Below are 16,090 nucleotides of genomic sequence, written 5' to 3'. Positions count from 1 at the left end.
GTCGTACTGACTCGAAAGTGAGCATTTCGCTCTGGACGCGGTTTAGGCGGCAACCATCGGTGGTCGCCTAAAGACGTGTAGGGGCGTCTTAAGGGCCGTAGGTTGTGCCGAGCCATGCGAGGCACAACCGACCGTCGGCGCCACGCTCAGTCTCGTCCCGCTGCCTCGTCCAGCGCCTTTAGACGCTCCAGCTTCTCGCGGATCCGGATCTCCAGACCGCGATCGACCGGCTTGTAATAGCGTCGCCCCGACAAGGCATCCGGGAGATAGGTCTCCCCGGCCGCATATCCTTCGGGCTCGTCGTGGGCATAGCGATAGGCACGTCCGTGTCCCAGCTCTTTGAGTAGCTTGGTCGGGGCATTGCGTAGATGAACCGGGACATCCAGCGAGCCGGACGACCGGGCGTCGGCCAAGGCCGCGTTCCAGGCCAGATAAACCGCGTTGCTCTTGGCGGCGCAGGCGAGATAGACGACCGCCTGGGCGAGTGCCAGCTCGCCCTCCGGGGAGCCGAGACGCTCTTGCGCCTCCCAGGCGTTGAGCGCCAGGTCCAGTGCACGCGGATCGGCGTTGCCGATGTCCTCGCTGGCCATCCGCACGATGCGCCGCGCCACATAAAGCGGATCGCAGCCGCCGTCGATCATCCGCGCCAGCCAATAAAGCGCGGCGTTCGGGTCCGATCCTCGCACCGACTTATGCAGCGCCGAGATCTGGTCGTAGAAGATATCACCGCCCTTATCGAAGCGTCGCACGCTGCCGGCGATCACCTCCGCGACAGTCGCCGATGTAATCTCCTCGCCCGCTGTCATCCGGGTCGCCAATTCGAGCACATTCAGCGCCCGGCGGGCATCGCCGTCGGCACTGCGCGCAAGCAGGGCCGATGCCTCGTCGGACAGACGCATTCGAAGCTCGCCGAGGCCCTGAACCGGGTCCGCAAGGGCGCGCGCCAAGACGCGCTCGATATCTTCGACCTCCAGGGCATGAAGCAGATAGACACGCGCGCGCGACAGCAGTGCGTTGTTCAACGCGAAGGACGGATTCTCGGTCGTAGCCCCGATAAAGGTCAGGGTGCCGTCTTCGACATGCGGCAGAAAGGCATCCTGCTGGGCCTTGTTGAAACGGTGCACCTCGTCGATGAAGAGCAGTGTGGGGCGCTGCTCCCGATCGCGCACCGCCCGTGCCGTGGCGACCGCATCACGGATGTCCTTCACGCCCGCAAGGACGGCGGACAAACTGAGGAAATGGGCACCCGAGACACGCGAGATGAGACGCGCAAGCGTGGTCTTACCGGAGCCGGGCGGCCCCCAGAAGATCATCGAATGGAGTTGACCCGACTCGATCGCTCCACGCAACGGCTTGTCCGGCGCAAGTAGGTGCTGCTGACCGAAGAATCCGTCCAACGTTGCCGGGCGCATCCGCTCGGCGAGCGGCGCATCAGTCATTCTGAACCGCGCCCGAAGTGGTGACCACCGGTTCGCCGCAGCCCGACGCCCGGCAGTACTCGAGGCATTCGCGGCGGACGCGGTTCAGAAGAAAAAATTAAACTCCTGAAGCGCGTCTGCGCCGACGCCCATTGAGATCCGCAAGGGCGATCCGAACAGCAAACCGCACAGATCATACCGAGACGCGCTTCAGTCGAAGGAGAGAAAATCGTCCATCGCCCCCTGGTCCATCTTGAACAGATCCGGACTCAGTTTGGCATTGCGCTCCGCCCCTGTGAAATTCAGCCGCGTGGTCTGTCCGAAGCTGTCCTCCATGATGAGGCTTTCGAGGTTGTCTTTGCCGAATCCGAGCTCGATCCGAACCACGTCGGTGTCTTGGGCTTTGGGGATCAGCTCCACCCAGGTTCGGCCGTCCGTGCTTTCGATCGGCGACGCCTCGAAGTGCTTCTCGATCGGACCGCCATCGGCCAGAAGCAGGGCCGGGGTTCCGCTCAGCGCGCGACTCTGGCTTTGATGCGAGACCTGTTTCAGCTCCAGGTCGTGGAGATAGACTCGGCTGCCGTCGGCGATGATGACCTGCCGGTTCGGCGCACTGTACTCCCAACGGAAACGGCCGGGGCGCTGCAGATAGAGGGTACCGCGCGACTCCATCATCCGGGTGCGCTCGGCATTGAAGGTAAACTGCTCGAAGTCGGCCCGCAGGCTGCCGAGTCCGGCCAGATAGTCGTTGACCCGCTGTGCGCCCTCGGCGGCGTTTGCGGCCGCAATTCCGGACAGAAGGGTCAGCGGCAAGAGCAAGGCGAGCACGACGACTCGCAGGCGCGATGATTGACCGGGGTTTTCAAGACGCCTCGGGTGATGCCCGAACCGATCAACCAAGCGGAACAAATCTAACATAGGAAATCCTGAAAACGGCTTTATGAACCACGGAAGACACGAAAAAACGTCAAAGATTCAGTTCAGTCCTCGATCGGTGGAGGCGCCAAGACCTCGCGGTTTCCGTTGGTCTCCGCCGGACCCACGATGCCGATGCGCTCCATCTCCTCGATCATGCGCGCGGCGCGGTTGTAGCCGATCTTCAGGCGCCGTTGTACGCCGGAGATGGAGGCACGGCGGCTCTCCACAACGATCTGAACCGCCTCGTCGAACAGTGGATCCGTATCCTCCGTGTCGCCGCGCGGCTCCGGATCGATGCCGGGGAGCACTTCGGTCGGCTCGCGCAGCACGTCCTGCAGATACTGCGGGGCACCGAACTGCTTGAGGTGCTCGACGATCCGATGCACCTCGTGATCGTCCACGAACGCGCCGTGCACGCGCTGCGGGATGTTGCCGCCCGGCGGCAGATAGAGCATGTCGCCGTTCCCGAGCAGCTGCTCGGCGCCCATCTGGTCCAGGACGGTGCGCGAGTCGATGCGCGAGGACACCTGGAAGGCGATCCGAGTCGGGATGTTGGCCTTGATGAGCCCGGTCAGCACATCGACCGACGGGCGCTGAGTCGCAAGCAGGAGATGAATCCCCGAGGCCCGTGCCTTCTGCGCCAGGCGCGCGATCAGCTCTTCGACCTTCTTGCCGACCACCATCATCATGTCCGCCAGCTCGTCGATCACCACGACGATATAGGGCAGATGCTCGAGCGCAGGCACCTCGATACCCTGCTCGGCGGCGAAATCGGCCGCGATGGTAGGATCCGGGATGGTGCGTCCTTGCGCTGCCGCGTCGGCGATCTGGCGGTTGTAGCCGCCGATATTGCGCACCCCGAGCTTCGCCATCAGGCGATAGCGACGTTCCATCTCCCCGACGCACCAGCGCAGCGCATTGGCCGCCTCCTTCATGTCGGTGACGACGGGGGTGAGCAGATGCGGGATGCCCTCGTAAACCGAGAGCTCGAGCATCTTCGGATCGACCATGATGAGCCGCACGTCCTGCGGTCCGGCCTTGTAGAGCAGGCTCAGGATCATGGCGTTGATAGCCACCGATTTACCCGAGCCGGTCGTGCCGGCGATCAGCACGTGCGGCATCTTGGCCAGATCCACGACGACCGGCAGACCGGAGATGTCGCTGCCCAGACCCAAGGTCAGGGGCGACTTGGCGTCCTGATAGGTCGCCGAGCCGAAGGTCTGGCGCAGAAAGACCGTCTCGCGCTGCTGGTTGGGGATCTCGATGCCGATCACCGACTTGCCCGGGATAACCTCCACCACGCGCACGCTGATGGTCGAGAGCGCGCGGGCCAGGTCCTTCGCCAGTCCGGTAATCTTGCTGACCTTGATCCCGGGTGCGAGCTCCAGCTCGAACAGCGTCACGACCGGACCGGGGTAGACAGCCACGACCTGGACCTGCACACCGAAATCGGCGAGCTTGATCTCGACCTGTCGGGAAAGATCCTCGATCTGCTCCTCCGAGTAGGCCCGCCCGCTCGGACGGGGGAGGTCGAGCAGGTCGAGTGGCGGAAGACTGATCTCGTCGGTCCGACCGGTTGCGACATGAGCAGCGGATGCGGCCTGTCCCGAAGGGGCCTGCGTGGCCTGGATCGGCGGCTCCGGCCGGGTCACCGGGCGCGGGGGTGTCTTGATCCGCGGTGCCGCCGCCGGCACGGGCTTCTGGCCCCGTTTGAGATCGTCGAGCGACAGGGTCTCGGGCTCGGTCATGGCCTCCCGGACACGCCGCGGAAGCCCCTCGGAACGACGACCGAGCCGCTCGCCGGGCTCGTGCCCCGGCGCTTCGGAGCCGGTTGCTTCGAGGCTGGTCGCTTCCTGCAAGCGCGAACGTGTCGATAGTCCGTCGGATCCCGCCGGGGCGTCGATCAGGTTCAACGCCTCGGGCAGCCCGGTCGACTCCGCCGCTGCGGCAGCCCGCCGGCGCAACACCAGCCTCGTCGCAGCACCCTGCACGACATTCGCGACCCAACCCGCAGCCTGCAGGACGGCAGCGCCCGTATTGTCGACCACCTTCAGCCATGAGATCCCGGAGAAGAGCGTGAAGCCGACCAAAAGGGCTCCACCGAGCAGCAAATCGGTTCCTGTCGTGTTGAAGGCAGCACGCATGTTGCCGCTCACGAGCAGGCCCAGACCACCGCCGGCCCCGTTCGGCAGATGGGCGCCGAGGTCCGCGAGATGAATCGCGGCATATCCGCAGCCGGCAACGATGGTGATGAAGAACCCGATCCAGCGCAGCGCCAGGATCCAGGTGCGCGGCGCCGGCTCCTCGCCGCGGCCGCGGAACACCAGCCAGGCGCTCCAGCCGACCATCACCGGAAGCAGATAGGCGAAAAACCCGAAAAGAAAGAGCGTGACATCCGCAAACCAGGCGCCGGCCCGACCGGCCGCGTTGCTGACCTGAGAGACATCGCCGACGTAGGACCAACCAGGGTCATCCGGCGAGTAGCTGGCCAAGGCGAGCACCAGATAGAGCGCCACGACCATGAGGGTCCACATGGCGCCCTCGCGGAGCGCGCGCTCCACGTAATCGCTGAACGTCAACTGCCCGTATCGTGTCGCCTGCGCCATGACTCTCTCCGAAATTTTGGCTCCCCATGATACCGTTGCCGGCGCTTTTTAGGGTAGTTTCGATGGCTGAATCCGTCATGAACCCCGCCTGAATTCCGTCTGAATCAGGGCAATGACGGCACCGGCAGGCGCGCCCGGAGTTGCGCTCAGCCGGGCGACGTCTCGTCCAATGCGCCAGCCAGCCACTCCGGAACGGTCTCGGCCGGCGACTGCACGGCAAGCACCGGACCCAAGGAGGCGATCTGCTCGTTGGCCTTGCGCATCCAGACCTTGAGGCGCTGACGATCCATTAGACCCAGCCCGCCCGGTCGGCTCTGGCCCGCGGCCCAGAAGCTCGCCGCCAGGTGATCGACCTTGCGCATCGTGGCCGCGTGCAGCTCGGGCAGCTCCATGAAGCGGGCACCGACAGCCTCGGCCGCCGCCCGCGCCGGAGAGTTCCGAAACGCCGAAAAATCCTTCCCGCGACCATAGTTCTGCACCACGACATAGGATGCCGCCTCGCCGTAGCGGTCGATAAGCCGCTGGAGCAGGCCGATACCGTCGGCACCGTCGTCCATGACATGCCAGAAGACCACTCCGACCCCTTCGTCTGCGGCAAGCGTCAGGAAGTCGTTCTGATCGATCCAGCGGAACAAGGGCGCGGAGGTCTGGGCGGCCAGGTCCACCAGTACATTCTGCGGCGCCGCAAGCGCGGCATCCATCAATTGGTCGGCATCCTCGAAGGCATCGAGCAAGACGGATCTGGAGAAGTCGCCGTAGAAGCGCAGCATGGCCCCATGGGACTGGTCGGTGTCGAAGACCGTAAAGGGCTGGTTGTTGTCGATATGATGCTGCGCGAGCAGGCGGGCCAGCACCGACTTGCCGACCCCGCCCTTCTCGCCGCCGATAAAATGGATCTTGCTCATGTGTGATTGCTCCGGGTCGCGTTGATGGGCGCGGAGCATGCACCGAGGGCGAGCGTCCCGCAAGGGCCGGCCGACGGCTGCCCCTCAGTGCCGTCGGTGATGCCGAGCGGTCCGAAACGCCGGGCAACACCAGGCATGTCGGGCGCCGGGCGATCGATGCGCGCTCAGAGGGCGATCGAGCCGTCGGCGTGCCGGACCAGCCGTCCGACATGCTGTCCTTCAGCGTCGAGCAGCTCGAGCTCCAGAGGCATCTTACCGAGCGCGTGAGTCGCGCAGGACAAACAGGGGTCATAGGCCCGGATCGCGACCTCGATGCGGTTGAGCAAAGGCTCGGTGAGCTCGTGCCCGTCCAGATCGTCGGCGGCGACACGGCGGATGGACGCGTTCATCGCCTGATTGTTGTTGGTCGTGGAAACGATCAGGTTGGCGCGGGTCACCAGCCCGTCTGGATCGATCTCGTAGTGGTGGAACAGCGTCCCGCGTGGGGCCTCCAGCACGCCGATTCCGGTCGTTTGCAGCGGGCCGTCGCAACGCAGATCGGTGCCCTGCAAATCGGGATCGGCGAGCAGCTCGCCGATCGCCTCGGCGCAGTGCAGCAGCTCGATCATCCGCGCCCAATGGGTCGTGAGCGCGGCCTGCAACGGGCGCCCCTCGCCGGCGGCCGCGAAGTCCTGTCGCTCCTGCTCGGCGAGCGGCGTATGGAAACGCGCGCAGTTGTTGACGCGCGCGAGCGGGCCGACCCGATACCAGCCCTGCTCCGGTCCCAGCGCCACGATAAAGGGAAACTTCATGTAACTCCAAGGCTTGATCTCCTCGTGGATCAGCTGCGCGTAACCCTGATCGTCCGCATGATCGAAGAGGGTCTCGCCCTGCGCATCGCGCGCGCGCAGCCCGCCGTCGTAGAGCTCGAAGGCGCCGTCCGGGGCAACCAGACTCAGGGTGTTGGCATCGACGGCGGCAAAGCGATAGTGAAAGTCGGGGCGCGTCAGGATGATGCGCTTGATGAGCTGAACCCCCTTCTCGGCCCAGTCGAGGATTCGGTCGATCTCGGCCAGGAGCAGATCGCGCTCCTCGAGGCTCACGTTCTTGTTCACCCCGCCCGGCAACGCGCCGGTGCCATGGACCCGCTTGCCAGAGGTCACACGGATGACCTCCTGCCCGAATTTGCGCAGCAGCACGCCCTGCATCGCGATCTCGGGATGATCCCGGATGACGCCGACGATGTTGCGATGGGCCACCGCATCATCGATGCCGAACAGCAGATCGGGCGAGGAGAGATGGAAGAAATGCAGCGCGTGGGACTGGAGCACCTGCCCCAGATGCATCAACCGGCGCACCTTCTCGGCCGTCGGCGTCAACCGATCCACCCCGATGAGCCGATCGCATGCCTTGGCCGCGGCCAAGTGGTGGCTGACCGGACAGATCCCGCAAAGACGCTGCACCAGCACCGGAAGCTCCCAATAGGGCCGCCCCTGGATGAACTTCTCGAAGCCCCGAAACTCGACGATATGCAGCCGCGCCTGCTTGACGTGGTTGTCCTCGTCTAGCAACAGGGTCACCTTGCCGTGACCCTCGACCCGTGTCAGCGGCTCGATACAGACCCGCTTGAGGGTCTCGGGGTGCCGGGCGGTCTCCAGGTTCGTGGTCATGGTAGAAACCTCGGGCGGTTTCGGGGTTCCGCGCTGGGCGCGGTTTAATCAAAATGAATCTGCGTGTAGGGAAACGCGATCGGTCTCCCCTCCAACAACTCGGTTAGAAAGGTCCAGATGGCATCGGCCGAGGGCGGGCATCCGGGCAAGACGTAGTCGATCGCAACGACCTCGTGAATCGGATGCACCTGATTGAGGAGCAGCGGGATCTCGGGGTCGTTCGGGATGCCGGGGTTGTGCACCCCGATACCCTCGCAATAGGACTCGCGCAGGCACTCGGCGAGACCGAACTGGTTACGCATCGCCGGGATCCCGCCGTTGACCGCGCAGGCCCCGACGGCGACCAGGGTCTTGCAGCAACGCCGAAACTCGCGCAGCACCTCGACATTTTCCGCGTTGGCGACCCCGCCCTCGATCAAACCCAGGTCGCAGTCGCCGAGTGTCTTGATGTCGGTCAACGGGGTGCGGTCGAAAGTCACCAGATCGACCAGCTGCAGGATGCGCTCGTCGATGTCCAAAAGGGACATATGGCAGCCGAAGCAGCCGCAGAGCGAGGCGGTCGCGACACGGGGCTTCTCGACCATCAGACCACCTCCTCCTCGTGAGCACGCACGTCGCCGACGATGCTGATGGGCTCGCGGTCGTAGAGTCGCTCGCCGATCGGGGTCTCGTAGCCGCGGCCCTTCGGCAGAATGGCGCCGGTGGGGCAGACATGGGCCGCCTTGTCGCCGACGGCAAAGCTGGAATCGCCCAACAGGCCACTGGGCGAGTCGATCACCAGGTGACTCTCGAGGCCCCGTCCGCTGATGGCGAAGACCCGCTTGCCGTCGAGGTCGCGACTGGCGCGCACGCACAGCTCGCAGAGGATGCAGCGGTTGAAGTCGATGATGACGTCCGAGTGCGAGGCATCGACAGGCCGACGCGGGAAAAAGTGGGTAAAGTGCGGCGCCAACATCCCGGCGTAATAGGCCACTGCCTGGAGCTGACAGGCCCCACTCTTCTCGCAGGCGGGACACACGTGATTGCCTTCTACGAAGAGCATCTGCAGGATGGCTCGACGCGTCGCTTGAATGGCCTCGGAGCTGCTGTCGACCTCCATCCCCTCGCTCGCCGCGGCCGTGCAGGCCGAGACTTGGCGCCCGCCGATGTCAACCAGGCAGACACGGCAACTGCCGTGCGGTGCGAACTCCGGATTGTGGCACAGGTGCGGGATATAGACCCCGGCGGCAAGTGCCGCGTCCATAATGGTCTGGCCGGTTTCGAAGGGGATCGCGCGGCCGTCGAGTTTGAAGCTCTTGCTCATGCGGATACCTCCGATCCCTCTGGGATTTGGGCTCGGATGTGGGCTCCGATGTCGTCTCGACCCGTAAGTGCGCGAGCTTCCGAAAGCGCCGAGTCCAGGTCAAAGGACGGGGTGTGGGCCTCGCGCTCCAAGCGCCGTCGATAGATCTGCGGGAATTTGTCCAGCGTATTGAGGACATGGTTGGGTGCCGTGTGCCCGAGCCCGCAATAGCTCGCTTGGCGCATCACCGCGCCGATATGGCGCATCTCGCTCAGGTCGTATTCCGAGCCCTGACCGGCGGCGACCTTCTCGACCAGGTTGCGTAGGAGCGCGCCGCCGACCCGACAGGGCGTGCAGAAGCCGCAACTCTCGTGCGCGAAGAAGGCGGCGAAGTTGCGGACCATGTCGAGTAGGTCGCGGCTGTCATCGAAGATCATGAAGGAGCCGGCGGTCGGCAGGTCTTCGAAGGCAATGATGCGATCGAAATCAGCCGGCGAGAGGGTCGCACCCGCGGCACCCGAGATCTGCACCGCTTGGGTATTCTCCGCCCCGCAGTCGGAGAGGACCTGATGGACCGGCGTACCGAACGGATACTCGTAGATACCGGGCCAAGCGCAGTCCCCACTGACCGAAAGAATCTTGCTGCCGGCGGACTGATCGGTGCCTTCTCCGCGGAGCCAATAGCCGCCCCATTGGACCACCCGCGCGGCGGCAAGGAAGGTCTCGACGTTGTTGACCACGGTCGGCTGATCGTCGAAGCCACTGGTCACCGGAAAGGGCGGGCGCTTGCGCGTCACGCCGCGCTTGCCCTCGAGCGACTCGATCAGCGCGGACTCCTCGCCGCAGATGTAGGCGCCCGCACCCAGGTGAATCTCGATGTCGAAGTCGAAGCCGTCGCGGCCGAGAATCATCGTGCCGAGCAAACCCTCGGCGCGACGGCGCTGCAGCACCGATTCGAGATGCGGCAGAAGGTAACGGTACTCGCCGCGCAGATAGAGAAAGCCCCGACGGGCACCGATGACCCCGGCGCAGACCGTCATGCCCTCAATCACCAAGTCCGCGTAGTCGGTCAGCAGGACACGATCCTTGAAGGTCCCGGGCTCGCCCTCGTCCGCGTTGCAGACGACATAGCGATCGATCCCCGGAGCCTCGCGGCAGAAGCGCCATTTAATTGCGGTGGTGAAGCCCGCCCCGCCGCGTCCGCGCAGTCCGGATCGCTCCACCTCCGCCAGCGCGTCGTCCGCACCCTCATCGATAAGCCGGTGCAGGGCAGCACCGTCGTTCGCCGGGTTGCTGAGCAGCAGTCCGTGCCGACGGATATTGTTTTCGACCCGGAAGAACTCCCCCGGCCAACGCTCGAGCGGAATACCCTCCTGCACCAGATCTGCGATCCGATCGACCCTCTGCGCATCGAGGTTGGTCACGGCCTGGCCGTTGACCAGGAGCGCAGGGCCTTGGTCGCACATCCCGGTGCAGGAGGCGAGACCGACGCTCACGCGCCCGTCGTCTCGGATTAGGTCACGCCCCCAAGCCGGCAGCCCACTCAGTTCGAGACGCTCGATCAACAGACGGATCAGACGCCGGCTGCCCAGCATCCTGTCGGTGATGTTGTCGCTGAAACGGATCTCGAAGGCGCCGCGCGGGCGCTCATGCAGAAAGGCGTAGAAGGCAATGGCGGCGCGCACCTGAGTGCGAGTCACGTCCAGTGCGGCGGACAAGGCTTCCACGGCCGCATCGGGAACACAGGAAAAACGCTGCTGGACGCGGATCAGATGCTGAAGCAGGTGCCGCGGATCGCGGCCATGGGTTACAAGAGACTCCGCCACAAACCCCTCGACCGTGACGGCTGTGGACGCGTTCATCGGCACCTCCCGCGGGTAAGGCATCGGGCCGGAAATCGTGTTGCCTCATCGCAGTATAGAACATGGTAGCGGGCGCCTACGGCCATGCTGCGCGGCAGCTCCCTCCGGGGAACGGACGGATTGGGAGCCAGGCACCCCGCCCCGATGCCTCCGGGCCCGGGGGCATCGCGGTTCTCGAAAGAGCTTGCGGACCCCTACCGCACCGCATCTTGCGCAGCGCCCTTACCCCCGTAGAAGATCAGACCAACGCGTTCATATAGAACCACCGACCGTCCTCGCGCACGAACCTGCTGGTTTCATGGAGACGATATGCCCGGCCGCCGACCTTGTAGCGGGCAACGAACTCGACGATCCCGTGCCGATCGTCCGGACCTCCGGCCTCGACGCGACGCACCTGCAGACCGATCCAGCGCACCGGCTCACCCTCGAGGTCGAGCGTCGAAGGTCGGGTGGATGGATGCCAAGTGAACAACAAATATCCCGTCCGTGCCCGGAAGTAGGCGACATAGCGCGAGCGCATCAGGGCCTCGGCGGTGTCCGGAAGGAGCTCCGTGTCCAGATAACGTCCGCAACACACCGAATAGTCTGCGGCGGCCCCGCAGGGGCACCGATCGATAGGTTTCATAGGCTCGCTCTACCCGAAGACCAGGTCCTGCAGCCCGGAGAATGAATTGACATAATATTTTTCCCGACACCTCTTGACATCCGCCGCGCCGGATTCTACTTTACATAACACAGACGCTCGCAAGAGGTCTGCAGAAACCGCGGTTCACATGAACGCGCATCTTCCATATTGCTCAATCGAGGATATGTCAATGACAAACATCGACTTTTCACCACTCTTCCGCTCCATGATCGGCTTTGATCGGATGTCGTCCGCATTGGAGACGGCCTACCGCTCCGAGCCCGGCGGCTACCCTCCTTACAATATCGAGGTCAGCGGCGAGAACGACTACCGCATCACGATGGCGGTGGCCGGCTTCACCGATAAAGATCTCACCATGGAGGTCAAGGAAAACATCCTGACCGTCTCGGGCGCCCGTGCGGACGACGAGGATAAGGGTCAGGCAAAATACCTCTACCGCGGGATCGCCAACCGCAACTTCGAGCGCAAATTCCAGCTTGCCGACTATGTCCGGGTGCTGGATGCGCGTCTCGAAAACGGCCTCCTGCATGTCGACCTGCGTCGCGAGATCCCGGAGGCGATGAAGCCTCGCAAGATCGAGATTCGCGGCGAAACTGGCCGGTATCTCGAGGGCGAGTCCCACAAGACCCAAGTCGCTGCCTGATTCGAAGGCGGTGCGTCACGCGGTTCGAACGCGTGACGCGTTAAACCGCGCCTTCAGAAAATTCGGGGGAATCCTTGAGCCCGTCACAACACGACAACAACGCATGTCACTCTGGACGCGGGTTAGGTCGATCGTAGAACGAGCCGGGCAATCGCCCGGCTTTTGCTTGTGTGCGGTTCAGTGGGTCTTCGATCCGCATCTGCATCGAGAGGAGGATTCCCGCCCGACGACCGATCACCCGCCGGATTGAAAGCCTTTGCGCCCTTCGCGTCATTGCGGTTCAAATAAGCCCTTCGATCATCGCCTCGACATCATGCTCGAACCCATGCGTCTCTCCTCATCGATCCGTCTGTGCTGGATCCTACTCGCACTGGCAAGCGGCATCGCCCGCGCGGCTCTGCCTCTCGGTGTCGCGGGTCAGCCCTTACCGAGCCTCGCCCCCATGCTCGAGCAGGCCGTGCCGGCCGTGGTCAACATCTCCACCGTCACGCGCATCGAGGCGGCCGAGCATCCGCTGATGCGCGACCCTTTCTTTCGCCGCTTCTTCGAGACGCCTCCCGAGCATCGGCATCGCGAGGGCAACAGCCTGGGCTCGGGGATCATCGTCGATGCCGAGCGTGGTCTGGTCCTGACGAATCAGCACGTCATCGCCAAGGCGAGCGAGATCCAGGTGACCCTGCACGACGGGCGCTCCCTGGTGGCCGAGCTGGTCGGGGCGGATTCCGAGACCGACATCGCGGTCCTGCGCATCCCGGCCGACGACCTGAACGCCTTACCGGTGGTGGACTCGGATGCGCTCAAGGTCGGCGACTTCGTCGTCGCGATCGGCAATCCCTTCGGGCTGAGCCAGACAGTAACCTCGGGCATCGTCAGCGGACTCGGCCGCTCGGGTCTCGGGATCGAGGGCTACGAGAGCTTCATCCAGACCGACGCATCCATCAATCCCGGCAACTCGGGCGGCCCGTTGGTGAATCTGCGTGGCGAGCTGGTCGGCGTCAATACAGCGATTCTCGCACCGGGCGGCGGGAACATCGGGATCGGTTTCGCCATCCCGGCGAACATGGCGCGAGCGGTTATGGATCAGCTCGTGGAGCACGGATCGGTTCGACGCGGCCTCTTCGGCGTCGCCATCCAGGATCTTACGCCCGAGCTGGCCGCCGCACTCGGCATCGCACGACGCGACGGCGCCGTGGTCAACGCTGTTGAGCCCGACTCGGCCGCGGCAGAAGCCGGTCTTCAGGAAGGCGACGTCATCCTTGAGATCAACGGCGCAGCGGTGAAGGGGGCCGAGGATCTGCGCAATCGATTCGGTCTGTTGCGTGTCGGCGCGCGCGTGGAGCTCGAGATCTCGCGCGGGGGCAAGTACCACCGGATCAAGGGGACCATCGCCGACCCTTACGAGACATTCGTCGAGGGGCGTCGCGTCGCACCCGGTCTGGCGGGGGCTTTGCTCGGCGAGCTCGATCGTCGAGGCGGGGTTCCGGCACTCCCCGTCGGTACCGTCGAGCCCGGCAGCCCGGCATGGAACGCAGGCCTTCGCGAGGGTGACCGCCTCCTCCAGGTCAACGGCCAAAGGGTCGCAAGCCTGCGGGACGTCGCGCAGGTCCTGCGCCAAACCGGAGACATCCTGAACCTGCGCGTCCAGCGCGGCAATGACCTGGTCGTCCTGGCCCGGCGCTGACCCGGCGTCTGCGATCGATTTAAACCGCGCCTCACCGAGATCGAGGACATCTCCAAAGCCAAACGCAAAACGACGCATGTCGCTCTGGACGCGGTTTAGATCGAAATTCGGCCTCCCGTTGATCTGGATCCGGTTGCATCTGCCGGATTTCGGTCCATGATTACGCGAAAATTCATTGACAATTGTCTAGTCGGACCAGATGCAGGTTCGGCACGACCCCGAACATGGACCGAAAGCCATCGGACAGGCATAAAACCACCAAAGCAGTACCGGACCACCCGACGGGTGGAGGAGCACATGATGTCAGCCATGCAGATCGCCGGACGGCAGCTCGAGATCAACAAGCAGGGTCATCTGGCCTATTTCGACGATTGGGAACCGTCGGTCGCAACGGCCTTGGCGGAAGAGGAAGGCCTGAGCCTGACCGAGTGTCATTGGGCGGTCATCAATTTCCTTCGCGACTATTACGCAACCCACGAGATGCCGCCCTCCCCGAAGGTCGTCATCAAGACCGTCGGCGCCCACGTTTCACCCCATACGCCCTGCTCGCGCAAGCACCTGGAAGGGCTCTTTCCGAACGGGGGGTGCAAGCAGGCCTGTCGTCTTGCGGGGTTGCCCCGCTATTACTGTCATTCCTGCTAAACCGCGTCCGGAGCGAGATGCGTCGTTTTTATTTTGCGTTTGGCTTCGGAGATGTCCTCGACCCCGGTGAGACGCGGTTTAGGATTTGATATTTTTCTAAGACTTTAAACCGCGCCAGCTCCGACAGTCGTCGGGGCTGGCGCGGCCAAGCCACTCCAACAAATTGCGCATATCGCACCGGGCGCGGTTTAAACCGCAAGCTGTCCGCGGAGGTTGTGCCGAGCACCGCGAGGCACACCATGCCGGTGGCCGTTGTGCTTCCTGTCGTCGGCGCAACCTCCGCGGCACACAACGTCAAGTCGGATAGGGTAAACGACCGTAAATCCTGCTCAGGACACGCAGCCGCTCGGCTGCGTCGTCCGTCAACATCTCCTCGCGATAGCGCCAGAGCCAATTGCCCTCGGTGGTGCCAGGTCGGTTCATGCACGCCTCGGCACCCAAACCCAGGACATCCTGCATCGGGAAAAGCGCGAGCGCAGCGACCGATCCGAGCGCACTGCGAATGAAATCCCAGTGGATCTCACTGCCGTCGCTGTTGAGATAGAGCATCGCGTTGTGGCGGGTTCCAGGGTCGCGCAGCGCCCACCAACCAAGCAGCGTATTGTTGTCGTGGGTGCCGGTATAGACCGCAAGGCTGGAACGATGATTGTGGGGCAGGAAGGATGAGCGCCCGAACCCGTCCTCAGTGTCCTCGAATCCGAATTGCAGGATCGCCATGCCGGGCAGGCCGAGCCCGTCGCGCAGGGCCTCCACGTCCTCGGTAATCACGCCGAGATCCTCGGCGATCAGCGGCAGGCCCTCGCCGAGTGTTGCACGCAGTGCGTCGAAGAGCGCCGTCCCGGGACCGGGCATCCAACGGCCGTTGATGGCGGTCTCCTCCGCCGCCGGGATCTCCCAGTAGCCGGCGAACCCCCGAAAGTGATCGATCCGCACCAGGTCCACCAGCTCCAGGACCCGTCGTAGGCGTTGCACCCAGAAGCTGTAGCCGTCCGCCGCCACCGTCGCCCAATCGTAGAGCGGATTGCCCCAACGCTGCCCGGTCGCGCTGAAATAATCCGGCGGCACGCCGGCGATGACGGTGGGATGACCCGCGTCGTCGAGCTGAAACCACTCCCGATGCGTCCAGACCTCACTCGAATCATGGGCGACGAAGATCGGCATATCGCCGATGAGGTGCACCCCGCGGCTGTTGGCATAGGCGCGCAGCCCGGACCATTGGGTAAAGAAGAAGTATTGGATCAGACGTTGGGCATCGAGCTCGCGCGCATGGGCCTTGCTCCAGCGCGCCAAGGCTTCCGGCTCGCGCTGCGCCAGATCGGCCCGCCACTCGGTCCAGGGACGATGTCCGTGGTGAACCTTCAGCGCATGATAGAGGGCGAAATCGTTCAACCAGTCGGCGTGCGCCTGACGAAAAAGGAGGTAGTCCTCGCGATCAGTCTCGCTCGCATGCTCCTGAAACGCATGCACCGCGCGGGCGATCAGCGCACGCTTCCACGGGATGACGGCATGGAAATCGACCTGATCGCTCGAAAAATCCGGGGCATCGAGATCCTCCGGCCCGAGCCATCCTCCGTCCACCAAGAGCTCCGGGCTGATCAATAACGGATTGCCGGCAAAGGCGGAAGTGCACTGATAAGGCGACTCCCCGTAACCGGTCGGCCCCAGCGGCAACATCTGCCACAGCCCCTGCCCCGCTGCCGCGAGAAAATCCACGAAACGCCGGGCCGAGTGCCCGAGATCGCCGATCCCAAAGGGACCTGGCAGCGATGTCGGGTGAAGCAAAATGCCGCTGGTGCGGTGCATGCCGTGACTCCAAAGTCTGGGCGAGGGGTAAAACC

General features: G+C 64.1%; 13 protein-coding genes. 3 read left to right on the top strand and 10 right to left on the bottom strand.

The features are described from left to right. Nucleotides 1-146 precede the first annotated feature (146 nt). From GPT33_RS02380 to GPT33_RS02340, 9 genes are all read right to left on the bottom strand, one after another. The gene (locus tag GPT33_RS02380; RefSeq protein WP_296805564.1) at nt 147-1,439 is read right to left on the bottom strand and encodes a replication-associated recombination protein A; all 1,293 of its coding nucleotides are present in this window, start codon (nt 1,437-1,439) and stop codon (nt 147-149) included. A gap of 189 nt (nt 1,440-1,628) precedes the next feature. Next, complete coding sequence (locus GPT33_RS02375) at nt 1,629-2,336, bottom strand: outer membrane lipoprotein carrier protein LolA (protein ID WP_296805562.1); 708 nt, start codon at nt 2,334-2,336, stop codon at nt 1,629-1,631. A gap of 62 nt (nt 2,337-2,398) precedes the next feature. Beyond that, the gene (locus GPT33_RS02370; RefSeq protein WP_296805560.1) at nt 2,399-4,942 is read right to left on the bottom strand and encodes a DNA translocase FtsK 4TM domain-containing protein; all 2,544 of its coding nucleotides are present in this window, start codon (nt 4,940-4,942) and stop codon (nt 2,399-2,401) included. Nucleotides 4,943-5,088: 146 nt separating this feature from the next. Next, nucleotides 5,089-5,847 (bottom strand): mobilization protein, encoded by a 759-nt coding sequence (locus tag GPT33_RS02365; RefSeq protein WP_296805558.1) that lies wholly within the window; start codon nt 5,845-5,847, stop codon nt 5,089-5,091. Between the two features lie 164 nt (nt 5,848-6,011). Further along, nucleotides 6,012-7,496 carry a Ni/Fe hydrogenase subunit alpha gene (locus GPT33_RS02360; protein ID WP_296805556.1) on the bottom strand — a complete coding sequence of 495 codons (1,485 nt, stop codon included), beginning with the start codon at nt 7,494-7,496 and terminating at the stop codon, nt 6,012-6,014. A gap of 44 nt (nt 7,497-7,540) precedes the next feature. Then, the gene (locus GPT33_RS02355) at nt 7,541-8,080 is read right to left on the bottom strand and encodes an NADP oxidoreductase (RefSeq protein WP_296805554.1); all 540 of its coding nucleotides are present in this window, start codon (nt 8,078-8,080) and stop codon (nt 7,541-7,543) included. Continuing rightward, nucleotides 8,080-8,799 (bottom strand): 2Fe-2S iron-sulfur cluster-binding protein, encoded by a 720-nt coding sequence (locus tag GPT33_RS02350; protein WP_296805552.1) that lies wholly within the window; start codon nt 8,797-8,799, stop codon nt 8,080-8,082. The genes GPT33_RS02355 and GPT33_RS02350 overlap by 1 nt, the downstream gene beginning before the upstream one ends. After that, nucleotides 8,796-10,640, bottom strand: a complete 1,845-nt coding sequence (locus GPT33_RS02345; protein WP_296805549.1) for an NADH-ubiquinone oxidoreductase-F iron-sulfur binding region domain-containing protein — start codon at nt 10,638-10,640, stop codon at nt 8,796-8,798. The genes GPT33_RS02350 and GPT33_RS02345 overlap by 4 nt, the downstream gene beginning before the upstream one ends. Before the next feature lie 238 nt (nt 10,641-10,878). Then, nucleotides 10,879-11,265 carry a YchJ family metal-binding protein gene (locus tag GPT33_RS02340; RefSeq protein WP_296805547.1) on the bottom strand — a complete coding sequence of 129 codons (387 nt, stop codon included), beginning with the start codon at nt 11,263-11,265 and terminating at the stop codon, nt 10,879-10,881. Nucleotides 11,266-11,455: 190 nt separating this feature from the next. Between GPT33_RS02340 and GPT33_RS02335 the strand changes: the two genes are divergently transcribed. The 3 genes from GPT33_RS02335 to GPT33_RS02325 all read left to right on the top strand — a co-directional run bounded on the left by GPT33_RS02335 (nt 11,456) and on the right by GPT33_RS02325 (nt 14,252). After that, nucleotides 11,456-11,929: an Hsp20 family protein gene (locus tag GPT33_RS02335; protein WP_296805545.1), complete on the top strand. Its 474-nt coding sequence runs from the start codon at nt 11,456-11,458 to the stop codon at nt 11,927-11,929. Nucleotides 11,930-12,242: 313 nt separating this feature from the next. Then, nucleotides 12,243-13,610, top strand: coding sequence for a DegQ family serine endoprotease (locus GPT33_RS02330; protein WP_296805543.1), 1,368 nt, complete (start codon nt 12,243-12,245; stop codon nt 13,608-13,610). 297 nt (nt 13,611-13,907) lie between these two features. Further along, nucleotides 13,908-14,252: a TusE/DsrC/DsvC family sulfur relay protein gene (locus GPT33_RS02325; RefSeq protein ID WP_296805541.1), complete on the top strand. Its 345-nt coding sequence runs from the start codon at nt 13,908-13,910 to the stop codon at nt 14,250-14,252. Between the two features lie 294 nt (nt 14,253-14,546). Here the strand turns inward: GPT33_RS02325 and malQ are convergent, their stop codons facing one another. Then, nucleotides 14,547-16,055, bottom strand: coding sequence for a 4-alpha-glucanotransferase (gene malQ, locus GPT33_RS02320; protein ID WP_296805539.1), 1,509 nt, complete (start codon nt 16,053-16,055; stop codon nt 14,547-14,549). Between the last annotated feature and the right edge of the window lie 35 nt (nt 16,056-16,090).

This window comes from Thiocapsa sp. (genome assembly GCF_011390875.1).
Classification (GTDB): domain Bacteria; phylum Pseudomonadota; class Gammaproteobacteria; order Chromatiales; family Chromatiaceae; genus Thiocapsa.
The sequence above is the reverse complement of the archived record's forward strand: the minus strand, read 5'-3'. Positions and strand labels throughout refer to the sequence as shown.

Coding starts and splice junctions, on each gene's coding strand:
- GPT33_RS02365 (WP_296805558.1), bottom strand. CDS start 5,847: ATGAGCAAGATCCATTTTATCGGCGGCGAGAAGGGCGGGGTCGGCAAG.
- GPT33_RS02375 (WP_296805562.1), bottom strand. CDS start 2,336: ATGTTAGATTTGTTCCGCTTGGTTGATCGGTTCGGGCATCACCCGAGG.
- GPT33_RS02360 (WP_296805556.1), bottom strand. CDS start 7,496: ATGACCACGAACCTGGAGACCGCCCGGCACCCCGAGACCCTCAAGCGG.
- GPT33_RS02370 (WP_296805560.1), bottom strand. CDS start 4,942: ATGGCGCAGGCGACACGATACGGGCAGTTGACGTTCAGCGATTACGTG.
- GPT33_RS02350 (WP_296805552.1), bottom strand. CDS start 8,799: ATGAGCAAGAGCTTCAAACTCGACGGCCGCGCGATCCCCTTCGAAACC.
- GPT33_RS02355 (WP_296805554.1), bottom strand. CDS start 8,080: ATGGTCGAGAAGCCCCGTGTCGCGACCGCCTCGCTCTGCGGCTGCTTC.
- GPT33_RS02330 (WP_296805543.1), top strand. CDS start 12,243: ATGCTCGAACCCATGCGTCTCTCCTCATCGATCCGTCTGTGCTGGATC.
- GPT33_RS02345 (WP_296805549.1), bottom strand. CDS start 10,640: ATGAACGCGTCCACAGCCGTCACGGTCGAGGGGTTTGTGGCGGAGTCT.
- GPT33_RS02340 (WP_296805547.1), bottom strand. CDS start 11,265: ATGAAACCTATCGATCGGTGCCCCTGCGGGGCCGCCGCAGACTATTCG.
- malQ (WP_296805539.1), bottom strand. CDS start 16,055: ATGCACCGCACCAGCGGCATTTTGCTTCACCCGACATCGCTGCCAGGT.
- GPT33_RS02325 (WP_296805541.1), top strand. CDS start 13,908: ATGATGTCAGCCATGCAGATCGCCGGACGGCAGCTCGAGATCAACAAG.
- GPT33_RS02380 (WP_296805564.1), bottom strand. CDS start 1,439: ATGACTGATGCGCCGCTCGCCGAGCGGATGCGCCCGGCAACGTTGGAC.
- GPT33_RS02335 (WP_296805545.1), top strand. CDS start 11,456: ATGACAAACATCGACTTTTCACCACTCTTCCGCTCCATGATCGGCTTT.